Origin of the sequence: Paracoccus sp. SM22M-07 (assembly GCF_001887735.1) — a bacterium.
Lineage (GTDB): Bacteria > Pseudomonadota > Alphaproteobacteria > Rhodobacterales > Rhodobacteraceae > Paracoccus.
Map to the genome: position 1 here is coordinate 13,331 of NZ_JPKW01000004.1, position 15,316 is coordinate 28,646.

The 15,316-nt window shown below is 64.3% G+C and carries 15 protein-coding genes; 4 read left to right on the top strand and 11 right to left on the bottom strand.

All coding sequences use genetic code 11. The annotated features are described in order from the left end of the window. Positions 1–3 precede the first annotated feature (3 nt). The 6 genes from IE00_RS06960 to IE00_RS20510 form a co-directional block, all read right to left on the bottom strand. On the bottom strand, positions 4–414 hold the full coding sequence (locus IE00_RS06960) for a DUF2852 domain-containing protein (protein WP_072296379.1): 411 nt from the start codon (positions 412–414) through the stop codon (positions 4–6). 85 nt (positions 415–499) lie between these two features. Continuing rightward, entirely contained in the window at positions 500–1,114 is a 615-nt protein-coding gene (locus tag IE00_RS06965; RefSeq protein WP_072296380.1) for a TetR/AcrR family transcriptional regulator, read from the bottom strand. Continuing rightward, positions 1,114–1,392: an HPr family phosphocarrier protein gene (locus tag IE00_RS06970; RefSeq protein ID WP_072296381.1), complete on the bottom strand. Its 279-nt coding sequence runs from the start codon at positions 1,390–1,392 to the stop codon at positions 1,114–1,116. The genes IE00_RS06965 and IE00_RS06970 overlap by 1 nt, the downstream gene beginning before the upstream one ends. After that, positions 1,389–1,811, bottom strand: a complete 423-nt coding sequence (locus tag IE00_RS06975; RefSeq protein WP_072296382.1) for a PTS sugar transporter subunit IIA — start codon at positions 1,809–1,811, stop codon at positions 1,389–1,391. The genes IE00_RS06970 and IE00_RS06975 overlap by 4 nt, the downstream gene beginning before the upstream one ends. Before the next feature lie 31 nt (positions 1,812–1,842). Beyond that, a complete protein-coding gene (rapZ, locus tag IE00_RS19465) occupies positions 1,843–2,808 on the bottom strand; it encodes an RNase adapter RapZ (RefSeq protein WP_139291362.1) in 966 nt (321 codons plus the stop codon). Positions 2,809–2,838: 30 nt separating this feature from the next. Beyond that, positions 2,839–3,252, bottom strand: coding sequence for an HPr kinase/phosphorylase (locus IE00_RS20510; protein ID WP_072296829.1), 414 nt, complete (start codon positions 3,250–3,252; stop codon positions 2,839–2,841). Between the two features lie 201 nt (positions 3,253–3,453). On the opposite strand from IE00_RS20510, the gene IE00_RS06990 reads away from it, so the two are divergent. Further along, positions 3,454–5,049 (top strand): phosphoenolpyruvate carboxykinase, encoded by a 1,596-nt coding sequence (locus IE00_RS06990; protein WP_072296830.1) that lies wholly within the window; start codon positions 3,454–3,456, stop codon positions 5,047–5,049. Positions 5,050–5,169: 120 nt separating this feature from the next. Here the strand turns inward: IE00_RS06990 and argF are convergent, their stop codons facing one another. The 3 genes from argF to IE00_RS07005 all read right to left on the bottom strand — a co-directional run bounded on the left by argF (position 5,170) and on the right by IE00_RS07005 (position 8,424). After that, positions 5,170–6,096, bottom strand: a complete 927-nt coding sequence (argF, locus tag IE00_RS06995; RefSeq protein ID WP_072296383.1) for an ornithine carbamoyltransferase — start codon at positions 6,094–6,096, stop codon at positions 5,170–5,172. A 167-nt stretch (positions 6,097–6,263) separates the two neighbouring features. Beyond that, positions 6,264–7,436, bottom strand: coding sequence for an aspartate aminotransferase family protein (locus IE00_RS07000; RefSeq protein WP_072296384.1), 1,173 nt, complete (start codon positions 7,434–7,436; stop codon positions 6,264–6,266). 169 nt (positions 7,437–7,605) lie between these two features. Further along, complete coding sequence (locus IE00_RS07005; RefSeq protein WP_240493809.1) at positions 7,606–8,424, bottom strand: ABC transporter permease; 819 nt, start codon at positions 8,422–8,424, stop codon at positions 7,606–7,608. A 117-nt stretch (positions 8,425–8,541) separates the two neighbouring features. Here IE00_RS07005 and IE00_RS07010 point away from each other — a divergent pair, with 117 nt between their 5' ends. Continuing rightward, positions 8,542–9,165: a GcrA family cell cycle regulator gene (locus tag IE00_RS07010; protein ID WP_072296386.1), complete on the top strand. Its 624-nt coding sequence runs from the start codon at positions 8,542–8,544 to the stop codon at positions 9,163–9,165. 45 nt (positions 9,166–9,210) lie between these two features. Here IE00_RS07010 and IE00_RS07015 read toward each other — a convergent pair whose 3' ends face one another. Further along, positions 9,211–9,867: a hypothetical protein gene (locus IE00_RS07015; RefSeq protein WP_072296387.1), complete on the bottom strand. Its 657-nt coding sequence runs from the start codon at positions 9,865–9,867 to the stop codon at positions 9,211–9,213. A 162-nt stretch (positions 9,868–10,029) separates the two neighbouring features. Between IE00_RS07015 and metG the strand changes: the two genes are divergently transcribed. Both metG and rocF read left to right on the top strand, forming a co-directional pair. Then, positions 10,030–11,748 (top strand): methionine--tRNA ligase, encoded by a 1,719-nt coding sequence (metG, locus tag IE00_RS07020; RefSeq protein ID WP_072296388.1) that lies wholly within the window; start codon positions 10,030–10,032, stop codon positions 11,746–11,748. A gap of 196 nt (positions 11,749–11,944) precedes the next feature. Then, complete coding sequence (rocF, locus tag IE00_RS07025; RefSeq protein WP_170864113.1) at positions 11,945–12,874, top strand: arginase; 930 nt, start codon at positions 11,945–11,947, stop codon at positions 12,872–12,874. A 75-nt stretch (positions 12,875–12,949) separates the two neighbouring features. Here the strand turns inward: rocF and IE00_RS07030 are convergent, their stop codons facing one another. Next, the gene (locus tag IE00_RS07030; RefSeq protein WP_240493810.1) at positions 12,950–15,058 is read right to left on the bottom strand and encodes a catalase; all 2,109 of its coding nucleotides are present in this window, start codon (positions 15,056–15,058) and stop codon (positions 12,950–12,952) included. Positions 15,059–15,316 lie beyond the last annotated feature (258 nt).

Here is a 15,316-nt window from a genome sequence, read left to right on the forward strand (position 1 = left end):
GCGTCAGGCGGCGTCCTTGGGGCCGCGGCTGTCCATGAACTGATCGAATTCGGCCTTGTCCTTGGCTTCGCGCAGCTTCTGCAGGAAGGCCACGAATTCGTTATGCTCGTTTTCCAGACGCTTCAGCGTCTGTTCGCGATAGGCGTCGAAGGCGTGGTTGCCCGTGCTGGGGGCTGTGTAACGGGTCCGCGCCATGGGCGCGCGCTTGCTGCATCCGAACATCCGATTGCTCCAGATCATATATCCAAGAAGAGCCAAGCCGACGGGCCAGGCGGCGATGAAGGCCAGGATCATGGCGGCGATCCAGGCGATGCGGCCCTTGCTGTCCAACCAGTCGCGGCCACGGGCAAGGAAATCGCCGAAGCGTGCCTTGCCGGACTGAACCGGATAGAGGGCCTGTGTGGCAGTATCCATCTGTGTCACTCCCGATGTTAATGTTAATCACATTTACATAGATTGGGGCGAGGCCCGGTTTCGTCAAGTATGGGGCGATCGAATTTTATTCGGGGATCAGGCCCAGCCCACGCAGATAGATGATGGCACCGCTTTCCAGCATTTCGGATGGGGCAACGGGGCTGCGGCTGCCGGGTTTGCCGCGGGAAAACAACTCGACCACGCCATGGCTGAGGGCCCAGATGTGGTTCGCGACCATGCGCGCGGGTGGGCGCCTGTCGGCAGGAAGGCGCGTGGCCAAGGCTTCGGCGGCGGAAATCAGCACTCCCTGCGCCCTGTCCGAGGCTGCCGCCAGATCGGCGTTTCCGGCCACGGAAATCCCGGATTCGAACATGGCCATGTAGAATCCGGGCCTGTCCGCGGCAAAGTCCAGATAGGCCTGGCCTGTTCGCAGGAATGCGGTCAGGGCGTGCGGACGACCATCGTCGAACGCGGTGGTCAGGCGGTCGGCGAAATCGACGAAACCCTGGCGTGCGACTTCTTCAAGCAGGTCGTCGCGACCCTTGAAATGGCGATAGGGGGCGGCGGCCGAGACCCCGGCCAGGCGCGCGGCCTCGGCCAGTGTGAAGGCCTGAGGCCCCCTGTCCTGGATCAGTGAAGCGGTCGCATCGACCAGCGTCTGCCGCAGATTGCCGTGGTGATAGGATTTGCGGTCGGCCACTACATGCCTTCGCCGAAGCAATCCTTGACCAGAGCTTCCAGAGCGTCCGCCAGCTCCTGGGCCTGGGGGCCGGTGGTCGTGACGCGGATGTCACTGCCACGCGATGCTGCCAGCATCAGCAGGCCCATGATCGAATCACCCGAGACCGCATGCCCGTCCTTTTCCACCTGCGCCTGCGCGTCGTAATTCTCGACCACGTCGACGAACTTGGCGCTGGCCCGCGCATGCAGGCCTTTGACGTTGATGATGGCAAGGTCGCGGGCAATCGGTCCGGTCATCGAGGATGGGTTCCTGTGGCGATCCCCGCCTCAAGCGGGACGTTGTAGGAATTGATGTACTTGCGCCCGGCCTCCTTGGCAAACGCAACGGCATCGGCCACCCGCAATTTCCGCGATTTCGCCAGCTTGACCAGCATGGGCAGATTGGCGCCGTAAAGGATGGTCCGATCCTCGACGGCGCAGGCCGGCAGGGCCAGGTTCGCGGGCGAGCCTCCGAACAGATCGGTGACAAGGACGACGCCGTCGCCCAGATCAACGGCATTCGCCGCTGCTTTGATTTCCGCAGTCTTGGCCGCGCGGTCGTGATCGTCTTCGATCGCGACGGCAACGATGCCCACCTGCGGACCCACGACATGTTCGACCGCCGAGAGATATTCCCGTGCCAGGCCGCCATGCGCTACGATGACAATTCCGATCAACGCGCCCCACCAAGTCCAAAAGCCCGCGTCTTCATGACGCCTGCCTCTGCGTCGGTCGTGCCTCGCCGTTGGGCGATGCATCTCCGGCAGAATGCAGCGCCGCATTGCGACGCTCGAGTTCCCTATGTCTTATTGACACCGGCCAGCCTGCATCCGCAAGCGCCACGGCCATCTTTTCCACCAAAGTGACGGAACGGTGTTGCCCCCCGGTACACCCGAACCCTACGGCAAGATGGGATTTGCCCTCTTGCAGATGTGCCGGCAGAAGAAATTCAACCAGACCGCGGGTCCGCAGGAAAAATTCTTCGAATCGCGGATCGGCGATCACGTGGTCCTGGACACGCCGGTCGCGGCCGTCCAAGGCCCGCAATTCGGGTTCCCAATGCGGGTTCGCCAGAAAGCGGCAATCGAACATCACGTCGACGCCCCGGGGCACCCCGCGCTTGTAGCTGAACGAATGCAGCGACACGCTGAGGTTCTTGCCCGGTCGCAGATCGAACCAGCGCGTCAATTCGGCCTTGAGGTCATGAGGTGACAGTTCCGATGTGTCCAGCAGCACATCGGCCCGCGCGCGGATGGGGGCCAGAATGTCGATTTCCGCCAGGACACCGGCCATCGGCTCGCTGTCAGGGTTCAAGGGATGGCGGCGGCGCGTCTCGTTGAAGCGGCGCACAAGGACATCCGCATCGCAATCCAGAAACAGGACTTCGGGGGAATAGCCCGGCATCCGCGTCAGACGATCGATCAACTCGATCACGTTCGAGGTCGAGAAATCGCGGTTGCGCACGTCCAGACCCAAGGCCAGAGGCACGGGACGGGCGGGACCGTCCAACAGGCGCGGGATCAGCGACAAAGGCAGGTTGTCGATCGCCTCGAAGCCCAGATCCTCCAGCACGTTGATCGCGGTGGACCTGCCAGCCCCCGACGGGCCGGTGACCAGCACCAGTCTCTGACCGCCACGCGGCGCGTCTTCGATGATCGGAGCGTCTTGGCCCATCCGTCTTCCTTCACATGTCGGGTCGGGCGGCTATGCCAGGCGTTGGCCCAGCATCAACTGCCGCAGCGCAGCGTAAAGATGCGGTCGATACGGCCCCGATACAAGCAAAACCCGGATTCCCAACCATTCGCGATGTCGCACCTGTGGCAAACGCTCCATTTCCTCAAGGCCCAGATCGACGGCTGCGACGACCGGCACTGGCGGCGAGGGCTTGGCGCTCAGGATGCCGACGCCCCGCGCCTCGATCTGGCCCAGCAGGGGCGGCGGGGCCTGGGCGATTAGATGGCCTGCCGACAGGCGCAGATCGGTGCGATCATCGGCCACCAGCTGGGCGCCCACGGCCATCAGTTGAAGGGCCAGGGTCGATTTGCCCGAGCCCGACGGGCCGGTGATGATCAGCCCCCTGCCATCTAATGCGATGGTCGTCGCGTGGATCTGCCGCATGCGAATCACCTTCTGCGTTTCGTCCTGTCCTTGGCGGCCATGATCCGTGCCCCGGCGCCCGAAAACCATCCCGTTGGCGATAACATTTGCAGTTTGCGCTAACTGTTAGCGCCGGTTTGTTTCGCCCCAAAATCGCCATGCTATAGCCGATTCCAACGAAACCACGATGACGGCCTACAATCCATGGATCAGGAGCCCCAGATGACGACGCGCGTGAACCCGAACTGCCGACTGGAAGACCAAGGCATCACCGGGCTGGGCCAGGTTCATTACAACCTGCTGGAACCCGCCCTGATGACCGAGGCCGTCGCACGCGGCGAGGGCAAGTTGGGCCTTGGCGGGACGTTCCTGGTATCCACCGGGGCACATACCGGTCGGTCCCCCAAGGACAAGTTCGTCGTCCGCACCCCTTCCGTCGAAGACACGATCTGGTGGGACAACAATGCCCCCATGCAACCCGACGCCTTCGACCGCCTGCATGCCGACATGCTGGAGCACATGAAAGGCCGCGATTATTTCGTGCAGGACCTGTTCGGCGGCGCCGATCCCGCGCATCGCCTGGATGTGCGTGTCATCACCGAGATGGCATGGCACGGTCTGTTCATCCGCCACCTGCTGCGCCGCCCCGAGGCCGAGGAACTGGCGACATTCGCCCCGGAATTCACGATCATCAACTGCCCGGGCTTCAAGGCCGATCCCGCGCGTCATGGTTGCCGGTCGGAAACCGTCATTGCGCTCAACTTCGACAAGAAGCTGATCCTGATTGCCAATACCGCCTATGCGGGTGAAAACAAGAAATCGGTCTTTACCCTGCTGAACTATATCCTGCCGGGCAAGGGCATCATGCCGATGCATTGCAGCGCGAACCATGCGCCGGGCGATCCCGAAGACAGCGCCATCTTCTTCGGCCTGTCGGGCACGGGCAAGACGACGTTGTCGGCCGATCCGTCGCGCGTGTTGATCGGCGATGACGAACATGGCTGGTCGGACACCGGCATCTTCAACTTCGAGGGCGGCTGCTACGCCAAGACCATCAACCTGTCGCCCAAGGCCGAGCCCGAGATCTTTGCCACCACGTCGCGCTTCGGCACCGTGATCGAGAACATGGTCAGCGATCCTGACAGCCTTGAGCTGGATTTCGAGGACAACTCGATCACCGACAACATGCGCTGCGCCTATCCGCTGGATGCGATCTCGAACGCATCCCGGACCAGCCGGGGCGGCAACCCGAAAAACGTCATCATGCTGACCTGCGACGCTTATGGCGTGCTGCCGCCCATCGCGCGGCTGACCCCGGCGCAGGCGATGTATCACTTCCTGTCGGGCTTCACCGCCAAGACGCCGGGCACCGAGGTCGGCGTGGTCGAACCGATCCCGACCTTCTCGACCTGCTTTGGCGCGCCCTTCATGCCGCGCCGCCCCGAGGTCTATGGCAAGCTGCTGCAGCAAAAGATTGCCCAGCATGGCGCATCCTGCTGGCTGGTGAACACCGGCTGGACCGGCGGGGCCTTTGGCACCGGGTCGCGCATGCCCATCGCGGCCACGCGCAACCTGCTGTCGGCGGCCTTGGATGGCAGCCTGAATGAGGTCGAGTTCCGCAAGGACCCGAATTTCGGCTTCGAGGTTCCCGTCAGCGTTCCGGGCGTCAGCGATGTGCTGCTGGATCCGCGTCGCACCTGGGACGATCCTTCGGCCTATGACGCGCAGGCGCGGAAGCTGGTTCAGATGTTCTGCGACAATTTCGCGCAGTACCTGGACGCCATCGACGACGAAATCCGCGCCGCTGCCATCGGCTGAACGCCGCAATCCCGGATCACATGATCGGTGGTCCGGGCCAGGAAACGCGAATTTCGGGGAAAAGCGCCCCGGGGCGGCATGATCAGGCGCTCCGGGGCATCTTTCTTATCATGACGCGGTCTAGCGGCGCAGGCAATGGCGCATGATCGCTTTCTGGGCATGCAGCCTGTTTTCTGCCTCGTCGAAGATGACCGAATGCGGGCCGTCCATCACCTCGCTGGTGGCTTCGTCATCGCGATGCGCCGGCAGACAATGCATGAACAGCGCATCCGGCCGGGCCTTGGCCATCAGGTCGGCATTCACCTGATACCCGCGCAGCTGGTTGTGACGCCGTTCCTTGGCCGATTGCGGGTCGTGCATGCTGACCCAGGTGTCGGTGACGACCAGATCGGCCCCGATGACGGCCTTGTTGGGGTCGCGTTCGATCGTCACGGGATGGCCCATGGATGCCGCGTAATCCAGCCATTCGCGTTCGGGGTCCAGGGGCGGCGGCCCGGTAAAGGTCAGGTCGAAGCCGAACTGCCCCGCCGCATGGGCAAAGCTTGCAAAGACATTGTTGCCGTCACCCGACCAGACCACCTTCTTGCCCGCGATGGGGCCGCGATGTTCCTCGAAGGTCATGATGTCGGCCATGATCTGGCAGGGATGGGTCCGGTTCGTCAGCCCGTTGATGACCGGCACCGTGGCATGTTCGGCCATCTCCAGCAGGGTCGCCTCTTCGAAGGTGCGGATCATGATCAGATCGACATAGCGCGACAGCACCCGGGCCGTGTCGGCGATGGTTTCACCATGGCCCAGCTGCATCTCGGACCCCGACAGGATCATCGTCTGCCCCCCCATCTGGCGCACGCCCACGTCAAAGCTGACGCGCGTCCGGGTCGAGGGCTTTTCAAAGATCAGCGCGACCATGTGGCCCGCCAGGGGCTGGTCCTGATCCGGCGTGCCCTTGGGCAAGCCGTCACGGGCCAGTTTCATCGCCTTGGCATTGTCGATGATGGACCGCAGGTCGTCGCGGTCGGTCGTATGGATATCCAGGAAATGGGTCATCTGTCTGTCTTTCGGCGATTTTCGCAAGCAAGCCTGCTTGGGGCCCCGGGGTCAAGAGGGCGATGCCTCGGTCATGCCACCATGACCGCCCCCGGGAATGTTTTCACGAAACAGATGCCCTCATCGCAGGCGGTGATGCGCCGGGCCGCCAGCGTGGCGTTCCATCCTCAGGCCGCCAGGGCGCTTGCGGCGCGATCCAGCCGGGCCACCGCCTCGGCGATCTCCTCATCCGAGATGTTCAGCGGCGGCAGCAGGCGCAGGGTGTTGTCCGCGGCGGGCACGGTCAGGATCTGCTGATCATAGCCCGCCTTGACCAGATCGACCGGCGCGATCCTGCATTTCAGGCCCAGCATCAGCCCCTGCCCGCGCACGGCCTCGAAAACGTCCGGATGGGCGGCGATCAGCCCCTCCAGCTTCTGGCGGAACAGACCGCCCTTTCGGTTCACCTCCGCCAGAAAATCGGGGTCGGCGACGATCTGCATGACGCGCGCGCCCACAGCACAGGCCAAGGGGTTGCCGCCATAGGTCGAACCATGGCTCCCCGCCACCATGCCCGATGCGGCCTCCTCCGTGGCCAGCACGGCCCCCAGGGGAAATCCGCCGCCGATGCCCTTGGCGACCATCATCACGTCGGGGGTGATGCCGGCATATTCATGCGCAAACAGGCGTCCGGTCCGGCCGACGCCGCATTGCACCTCGTCCAGAACCAGCAGGGCGCCGGTTTCATCGCACAGCGCGCGGATGGCGCGCAGATCCTGATCGGAAATGGGGCGGATGCCGCCCTCGCCTTGGACGGGCTCCAGCATGACGGCGGCGGTGCGGTCCGAGATGGCGGCCTTCAATGCCTCCAGATCGCCCCAGGGCAGGGTGCGAAAGCCCGGCATCAGCGGGCCAAAGCCCTTGACCATCTTTTCCGCCCCCGACGCCGCGATGGCACCGGTGGACCGGCCGTGAAAGGCGCCCTCGAAGGTCAGGATCTCGATCCGGTCAGGATCGCCCGCATGGTCCCAGTACTTGCGCACCATCTTGATGGCCAGCTCGGCGGCCTCGGTGCCGGAATTGGTGAAGAAGACGGTGTCTGCAAAGGTGTTTTCCACCAGCGCGGTCGCCAGCCGCTCCTGCTGGGGGATCTGATAGAGGTTCGACACATGCCAGATCCTGCCCGCCTGTTCGGTCAGCGCCGCCACCAGATCGGGATTGGCATGGCCCAGCACGTTCACCGCGATGCCCGCGCCCAGATCCAGGTATCGGGTCCCGTCGGCGGTGATGGCCCAGGCGCCCTCGCCGCGTTCAAAGGACAGGGGCGCGCGATTATAGGTCGGCAGGACATGCGAAATCATGGAAAGGCTCCGGCAACGGGATCAGGGAACGCGGAAGGGAAAGGCAAACGGGGGCGGGACGCGGCCCGCGGGGGCTGCGTCAGCGTCGGATGATGCGGGCACGTCGTTTGCTCATGCCCGGAAAGATGCGCAGGATGCACCCGCGACGCAAGCGCTATTTGCGCGCCCATCACGGTTTCATGCGATAGCCGGTCTTCAGCCAGCGCCACGCGATGTACAGGACGACCGCCGCCACCGCGGTGCAGATCAGCGCGCCGCGCAGCGGCGGGGCGTCGCTGACCCCGGTGACGCCGTAGCGCGCCCCGTCGATCAGATAGAAGATCGGGTTCCAGTGCGACAGCGTGTTGAAGGGCTGCGGCAGGGTCTGGACCGAATAGAAGGTCCCCGACAGAAAGCTGAGCGGCGTGATGATGAAATTGGTGATCGCCGCCATCTGGTCGAATTTCTGCGCCATGATCCCGGCCAGGATGCCCAGGCCCCCCAGCAGCACCGCAGCCAGCAGCACGAAGCACAGCGCCCACAGCGGATGGCTGATGCCGCGCTGCGTCACCAGCATCATCCCGGTTCCGATCACGGTTGCGACAAGTCCCGCCCGGACGACCGATCCCGACAGGTATCCCGCCAGCAGTTCCCCCGCCGACAGCGGCGGCATCAGCGTGTCGACGATGTTGCCCTGCACCTTGGCGGCGGTGATGCTGCTGGAGGTGTTGGCGAAACTGTTCTGGATGACCGTCATCATCAGGATGCCCGGACCCAGAAAGACCAAGTAGGGCAGGCCCATGATCTCTCCGCGTCCCTGCCCCAGGGCCAGCGCAAAGACCACCACGAACAGCCCCGCCGTCATCAGCGGCGCAAAGATGGTCTGCTGCCAGACCGCCATGAACCGCATCACCTCACGCGTGGCCAGGGTTCGCAGGCCAAGCCAGTTCACGCGGCCGAAACGGCGGACACCCATCGCGGGGCGGTCGGGGATCATTTGCGGGGTCATCATGCGGTCCTTGAATTTCTGTGCACCGACAGCTAAATCTCGGCATCCCGTTTCTGACGGGACCAATCGCAGGTTACAAGATGGGGCGGCAGGTCAGACCCGCCCGGAAAGGCAGCCATGTCCTGGACGGATGAACGTGTCGAGACGCTGAAGCGCATGTGGTCCGAGGGCCAGTCGGCCAGTGCCATCGCCAAAGAACTGGGGGGCGTCACCCGCAACGCCGTGATCGGCAAGGTGCATCGCCTTGGCCTGTCGAACCGCAACGACGAGGCCGAGGCCGCCCCCGCACCCGCTGCGGCAGCCCCCGCGCCCGAACCCGCGGCCCCCAAGAAGCCCGCAGCGCCCAAGGTGGCCGCTCCGGCGCCCCAGCCTGCGCCCGCCCGCCCCGAACCGGTCGAGGCCGAACCCGATGAGGCCGAGGAAGAACCCGCGCCCCAGCCGGTGTTCACGCCCGTCCCCCGTCGCCCGATCGTGCCCGCAGGTCAGCCCCTGCCGCCGCAGCCCTCGGCCAACGAGATCAGCCCCGAAGCGCTGGCCTCGGTCCGCGAGGTCGAAAAGCGCGCCCGCAAGCTGTCCCTGATGGAACTGACCGAACGGACCTGCAAATGGCCCATCGGCGATCCGGCGACCGACAAGTTCTGGTTCTGCGGGTTGCCCAGCCAATCGGGCAAACCCTATTGCGAGGCCCATGTCGGCGTCGCCTTCCAACCCATGAGTTCGCGCCGCGACCGCCGTCGCTGACGCCTTTGGCCGATGCGGAAAAGCCGCCCCCCGGGGCGGCTTTTTTCATGCGCGGCCGTTGTGGCGCCCGTCATTGTGCCGGATCAGGACGACGATCTGCAGGATCAGGATCGCGGCAATCAGCTCCAGCGCCTCTTCGCTGCGTCCGGCCAGCCTGTTGGTCCATTCGGCCAAATCGATCCCCCAAGGCGCCAGCTTTCGCCCCAATCCGTCCAGCGACTTGGCCACCGCATGCATCACCAGGATCAATGCGATCAGCCATGCCGCCGGCCGTCCTGCCCGCAGGTTCCGCAACCAAGGGCCCAGATCGCGGCGCAGCAGCCTGATCCCGGCCGCAATCAGCAATGACAGCACCACCAGACCCGCGGCCTTCTGGATCAACGGCGCATCCCCCGAATAAAGCCGCAGCGACAGGACGCCGCTGTCGGTGAAGGCCTTGTCCCAGTCCAGTTCCCGCAACCCGGCGGCCGCGACCAGCACCACCTGATGCCAGCGCCCGCGTTCCGACATCAGAGCCAGCAGAACTGCCGACAGGATCAGGTACAGCGCCGAAAGACGCTCGATCGGACCGCTTTCGGCAAAGACCTCCTTGGGGGTGTGGGACAGGACCAGCCCCGTCAGCAGGACCAGCAGACTGGTCAGACAGGTGATGGCAAAGACCAGCGTTGGAGGCGGAAAGCGGTGGATTGCAGTATCTGGCAAGAGGATCTCTGTGACATTTGTGTGAAAGGTATCCCAACTGCAGCATCCCGCCCAAAGTTGCAATCACCGCCGCCACGTCACCCCGCATACCCAGATCAGCGCGGATCTTTCATTTGCCCCCCACAAGGGCTAGAGATGCGCCGACTGAAAAGGACGCATTCCATGGCCCGCCATCTGATCACCTCTGCCCTGCCCTATATCAACGGCATCAAGCATCTGGGGAACCTTGTCGGGTCCCAGCTGCCCGCCGACCTGTTCGCCCGCTATCAGCGCGCCCGCGGCCACGAGGTGATGTTCATCTGCGCCACCGACGAACATGGCACCCCCGCCGAGCTGGCCGCCGCCAAGACCGGCGAGGCCGTGGCCGATTACTGCGCGCGGATGCATGCCGAACAGGCCGAACTGGCGCGCGGCTTCGGGCTGTCCTTCGACCATTACGGACGCTCCAGCAGCGACCGCAACCGCGCCCTGACCCAGCATTTCGCGGGCCAGCTGGCCGATCGCGGCTATATCCGCGAAGTGTCCGAGAAGCAGGTCTATTCCATCACCGACGGCCGCTATCTGCCCGACCGCTATATCGAGGGCACCTGCCCCAATTGCGGCTACGACAAGGCGCGCGGCGATCAGTGCGAAAACTGCACCAAGCAGCTGGACCCCACCGACCTGATCGACCCGCGCAGCGCCATCAGCGGCAGCACTGACCTGGAGGTGCGCGAGACCAAGCACCTGTATCTGCGCCAGTCCGCCCTGAAAGACGACATCGCCGCCTGGATCGACAGCAAGACCGACTGGCCGATCCTGACCACCTCGATCGCCCGGAAATGGTTGAACGATGGCGACGGCCTGCAGGATCGCGGCATCACCCGCGATCTGGACTGGGGTGTTCCGGTCAAGCATGGCGACAAGGACTGGCCGGGGATGGAGGGCAAGGTCTTCTATGTCTGGTTCGACGCGCCCATCGAATATATCGCCGCCACCGCCGAATGGGCCGATGCCAACGGTCGCAGCGACGCCGACTGGCGCAGCTGGTGGCGCAAGGACGAAGGCGCCGAGGACGTGACCTATACCCAGTTCATGGGCAAGGATAACGTCCCCTTCCACACGCTGTCCTTCCCCGCGACCCTGATCGGGTCGGGCGAGCCGTGGAAGATGGTCGATTACATCAAGTCCTTCAACTATCTGACCTATGACGGCGGTCAGTTCTCGACCAGCCAGGGGCGCGGCGTCTTCATGGACCACGCCCTGTCGATCCTGCCTGCCGATTACTGGCGCTGGTGGCTGCTGTCGCACGCCCCCGAATCGGGCGACAGCGAGTTCACCTGGGAAAACTTCCAGCAATCGGTGAACAAGGATCTGGCCGACGTGCTGGGCAATTTCGTCAGCCGCATCACCAAGTTCTGCCGCAGCAAGTTCGGCGAAACCGTCCCCGACAGCCCCGCCTACGGCCCCGAGGAAGACCAGCTGATCGCCGATCTGACCACCCGCATCCGCAATTACGAGCGGATGATGAACGACATGGAGATCCGCAAGGCCTCGGCCGAACTGCGCGGCATCTGGGTGCGCGGCAACGAATACCTGCAATCGGCGGCCCCGTGGGCGGCCTTCAAGACCGATCCCGACAAGGCCGCGATGCAGGTCCGCATGGGCCTGAACCTGATCCGCCTTTACGGCGTCCTGTCGGAACCCTTCATCCCCTTCGCGGCGAGATCGACGCTTGCGGCGATGAACGCGGAGGATGCCGGCTGGCCCGATGATGTCGCCGCCGCCCTGCAGGCCCTGCCCGCAGGCCATGCCTTCACCGTCCCCGAGGTGCTGTTCGCCAAGATTTCGGACGACAATCGCGCCGAGTGGGAGGAACGCTTCAAGGGCGTCCGCAGCTGAGGCCAACGCTGTCCCGGCCCCCGGCCGGGCTACCCAGGTAACGCGGTTCGTCTCTCTGGCCGCCGACCCCAGGCATCTTTTTGACCAGCACGCCCCCGCCCGTCTCAGGATGCGGGGGCAAAGTCCCGGCGGCCCCCAGGCCGACCGGTGGACATTCCCCGCCGGCGCGGGTCTTATCCCGATATCAATAACGGAGATCCGGATGACCCATTGCATCCTCATCGGCGCGCCCGTGGACGAAGGGCAGCGCCGCCCCGGCTGCCTGATGGGCCCTGCCGCCTATCGCACCGCGGGGCTGGCAGGCACCCTGTCCGCCCTTGGCCACAGCGTCGAGGATCGGGGCGACGTCGCCCCCGACGCGCCTGGCGAGCAGACCTGCGACAATCCCGCCGTCCATCACCTGCCCGAAACCATCGCCTGGACCCGCGCCCTGTCGCAGGCCACGCAGGCGGCCCTGCCCGACGGCATGCCCATCATCATGGGTGGCGATCATTCGCTGGCCCTGGGCACCGTGGCGGGGGTCGCGTCGCATGCCGCCAATATCGGCCGTCCGCAATTCGTGATCTGGCTGGACGCGCATAGCGATTTCCACAGCGTCGCCTCGACCACGTCGGGGAACCTGCATGGCACGCCCATGGCCTATGCCAACGGCCAGCCGGGCTTTGATCCCTTCCCGCCCTTCCCGGCCCCGATCCCGGGCGAAAACATCTGCATGTTCGGCATCCGCAGCGTCGATCCCGCCGAACTGGCGGCCATGCAGCCCACCGACATCACCGTCAACGACATGCGCGTCCTGGACGAACAGGGCATCGTCGCGCCGCTGCGCACCTTCCTTGACCGGGTGCGTGATGCCAACGGGCTGCTGCATGTCAGCCTGGACGTGGATTTCCTGGACCCTTCCATCGCGCCGGCGGTGGGGACCACGGTGCCCGGGGGCGCCACCTTCCGCGAGGCCCATCTGGTGATGGAGCTGCTGCACGAATCCGAACTGGTGACATCGCTGGACCTGGTCGAGCTGAACCCGTTTTTGGACGAACGCGGGCGCACGGCCAAGCTGATGGTCGATCTGGTCGGCAGCCTGATGGGCCGCAAGGTCTTCGACCGCCCCACCCGCAGCTATGGCTGAGGCCCGAATGGCAAAAGGGGCGGGCACATGCCCGCCCCTTTCCGCGATCACCGGGGCCATGCCCCAAGCATCAGATCACCACAGCTTTTCTTCGCGGGCATAGAACCGCTTGGCCGCCGCCTTGACGAAGGCACCGGCTTCCAACCCGGTCACCCCTTCGTCGGGCTGAACCCCTGCCGCCTTCAGCAGCGGTGCCGCCGCATCGTCGCAACCGATGGCCTTCAGGTGGGCGAAAGCATCCGAGACGAAGTCGATCGCCGGCTTGTACTTGGCGAATTTCGCCCCGTCATCCTGCCCCAGCACCAGCGCCACCGCATCCAGCAGCACCGAAGGCGTGCCGGCCAGCTGAGCCTCGGCCTTGCCGCGTTCCTTGGCGATCATGGTGACCATGCCGCCCTCGGCCTCGACCGCCGCCTTGATGGCATCGGCCTTGGCCGTATCGCCGCCATCGCCGATCAGGATGCCGACATGACGGCCCTTCAGGGTATGCTTGGCGCTTTTCATGATCGACAGCGCGTCCGAAACGGGCATGTCGACCACCGCACGATGCGGCTTGGCGGCCTCGGGCAGATCCTCGGCCAGACCTTCGGCGACCATCTCGGCCAGTTCTTCGTCGATGACGCGCAGGTGGCCCAGCACGCGCTGGATCACGTGACCCAGACCCACCTTTGACAGCTCGAAGGTGATCGCGTCGGCGATGTGGCGCTGTTCGGGTTCGGTCTGGCTGCGATAGAACAAGCGCGCCTGGCTGTAGTGATCGCCGAACAATTCGGGGCGCACCCGCAGTTTTTGGTCGGGTTCATAGCCCAGATCGGTCATCTTCTCGACCGTCTTGAAGCCCTGATCCGTGGCGCGGGGGCCGGGATCTTCGCCCGCCTGGTCCAGGCTGTTGGGCTCGTAATTGGCACGGCCCTTCGGCACCGCCATCTGCATCATGCCGTCACGTTGGAAGTTGTGCATCGGGCATTTCGGCGCATTGATCGGGATCTGGTGGAAATTCGCCGTCCCCAGACGCGACTTCTGCGTATCCAGATAGCTGAACAGGCGGCCCTGCAGCAGCGGGTCATCGGTGAAATCGATGCCGGGCACGATATTGGCGGGGCAGAAGGCCACCTGCTCGGTCTCGGCAAAGAAGTTGTCCGGATTGCGGTCCAGAACCATGCGCCCCACGATGCGGACGGGAATGTCCTCTTCGGGGATCAGCTTGGTCGAATCCAGCACGTCATAGGGCTGCTTGGCGGCCCATTCGGCGTCGAAGGTCTGGATGCCCAGTTCCCATTCGGGGTAATCGCCGGCCTCGATGGCCTCCCACAGGTCCTGACGATGGTAATCCTGGTTCGCGCCAGCGGTCTTGACGGCCTCGTTCCAGACCTGGCTCTGCAGGCCCAGCTTAGGCTTCCAGTGGAACTTGACGAAGGTGGACTTGCCCTCGGCATTGACCAGCCGGAAGGTGTGGATGCCGAAACCCTCGATCATGCGCAGGCTGCGCGGAATGCCGCGGTCGGACATGGCCCACATGACCATGTGCATCGATTCCGGCATCAGCGACACGAAATCCCAAAAGGTGTCATGCGCGCTGGCGGCTTGGGGATAGCCCTTGTCGGCCTCCATCTTGACCGAATGGATCAGGTCGGGGAACTTGATCGCGTCCTGAATGAAAAAGACGGGGATGTCGTTGCCGACAAGGTCCCAATTGCCTTCCTCGGTATAGAACTTCACGGCGAAACCGCGCACGTCGCGGGGCGTATCGACGCTGCCTGCGCCGCCCGCCACGGTGGAAAAACGCGTGAAGACCGGGATCCTGGTCTTCTTCGACAGAAGACTGGCCGAGGTCAGCTCGGGGATCGGGTCGGTGCATTCGAAATAGCCATGCGCGCCCGAACCGCGGGCGTGGACGATCCGCTCCGGGATCCGCTCGTGGTCAAAATGGAAAATCTTTTCGCGAAGAACAAAATCTTCTAGCAGCGTCGGACCCTTCGCTCCGGCCTTCAGGCTGTTCTGATTGTCGGAAATGGGAATGCCCTGGTTGGTGGTCAGCGTGTCGCCACCTCTTTGGTGCAATTCGCCTGCGTTGCCGTGCTGGTCGGTGATGTCGGACATGCTGGCCTCCTCGTGCTGCTGGCGCATCTGGGGCTTCAACTTGCGGAAAGGATCGCAGTTCCCCTTTTGATGCATGAACTTCATCAAGTCCCTTGCCGAAGGGGGCGGGGTTTGCGATATGCCAAGACGGTCACGCGGACGTGGCGAAATCGGTAGACGCACCAGACTTTAAGTTTTGGAGTGCCCGTCGGGAAACCGGCGGAGTAGAACCGCTCAAATTCGGGGAAAGCTGTGGGGGTCGCCCCCCGTGCCAATCCCGAGCCAAGCCCGACCTGTCGGGAAGGTGTAGAGACTAGACGGGCGGCACCTGGGACCCCTTGCGGGATGATGGTGAAGGGATAG

Coding starts and splice junctions, on each gene's coding strand:
- IE00_RS06970 (WP_072296381.1), bottom strand. CDS start 1,392: ATGACCGGACCGATTGCCCGCGACCTTGCCATCATCAACGTCAAAGGC.
- IE00_RS07010 (WP_072296386.1), top strand. CDS start 8,542: ATGTCCTGGACGGATGAACGTGTCGAGACGCTGAAGCGCATGTGGTCC.
- IE00_RS20510 (WP_072296829.1), bottom strand. CDS start 3,252: ATGCGGCAGATCCACGCGACGACCATCGCATTAGATGGCAGGGGGCTG.
- IE00_RS06990 (WP_072296830.1), top strand. CDS start 3,454: ATGACGACGCGCGTGAACCCGAACTGCCGACTGGAAGACCAAGGCATC.
- IE00_RS07030 (WP_240493810.1), bottom strand. CDS start 15,058: ATGAAGTTCATGCATCAAAAGGGGAACTGCGATCCTTTCCGCAAGTTG.
- rapZ (WP_139291362.1), bottom strand. CDS start 2,808: ATGGGCCAAGACGCTCCGATCATCGAAGACGCGCCGCGTGGCGGTCAG.
- IE00_RS06960 (WP_072296379.1), bottom strand. CDS start 414: ATGGATACTGCCACACAGGCCCTCTATCCGGTTCAGTCCGGCAAGGCA.
- IE00_RS07005 (WP_240493809.1), bottom strand. CDS start 8,424: ATGACCCCGCAAATGATCCCCGACCGCCCCGCGATGGGTGTCCGCCGT.
- argF (WP_072296383.1), bottom strand. CDS start 6,096: ATGACCCATTTCCTGGATATCCATACGACCGACCGCGACGACCTGCGG.
- metG (WP_072296388.1), top strand. CDS start 10,030: ATGGCCCGCCATCTGATCACCTCTGCCCTGCCCTATATCAACGGCATC.
- IE00_RS07000 (WP_072296384.1), bottom strand. CDS start 7,436: ATGATTTCGCATGTCCTGCCGACCTATAATCGCGCGCCCCTGTCCTTT.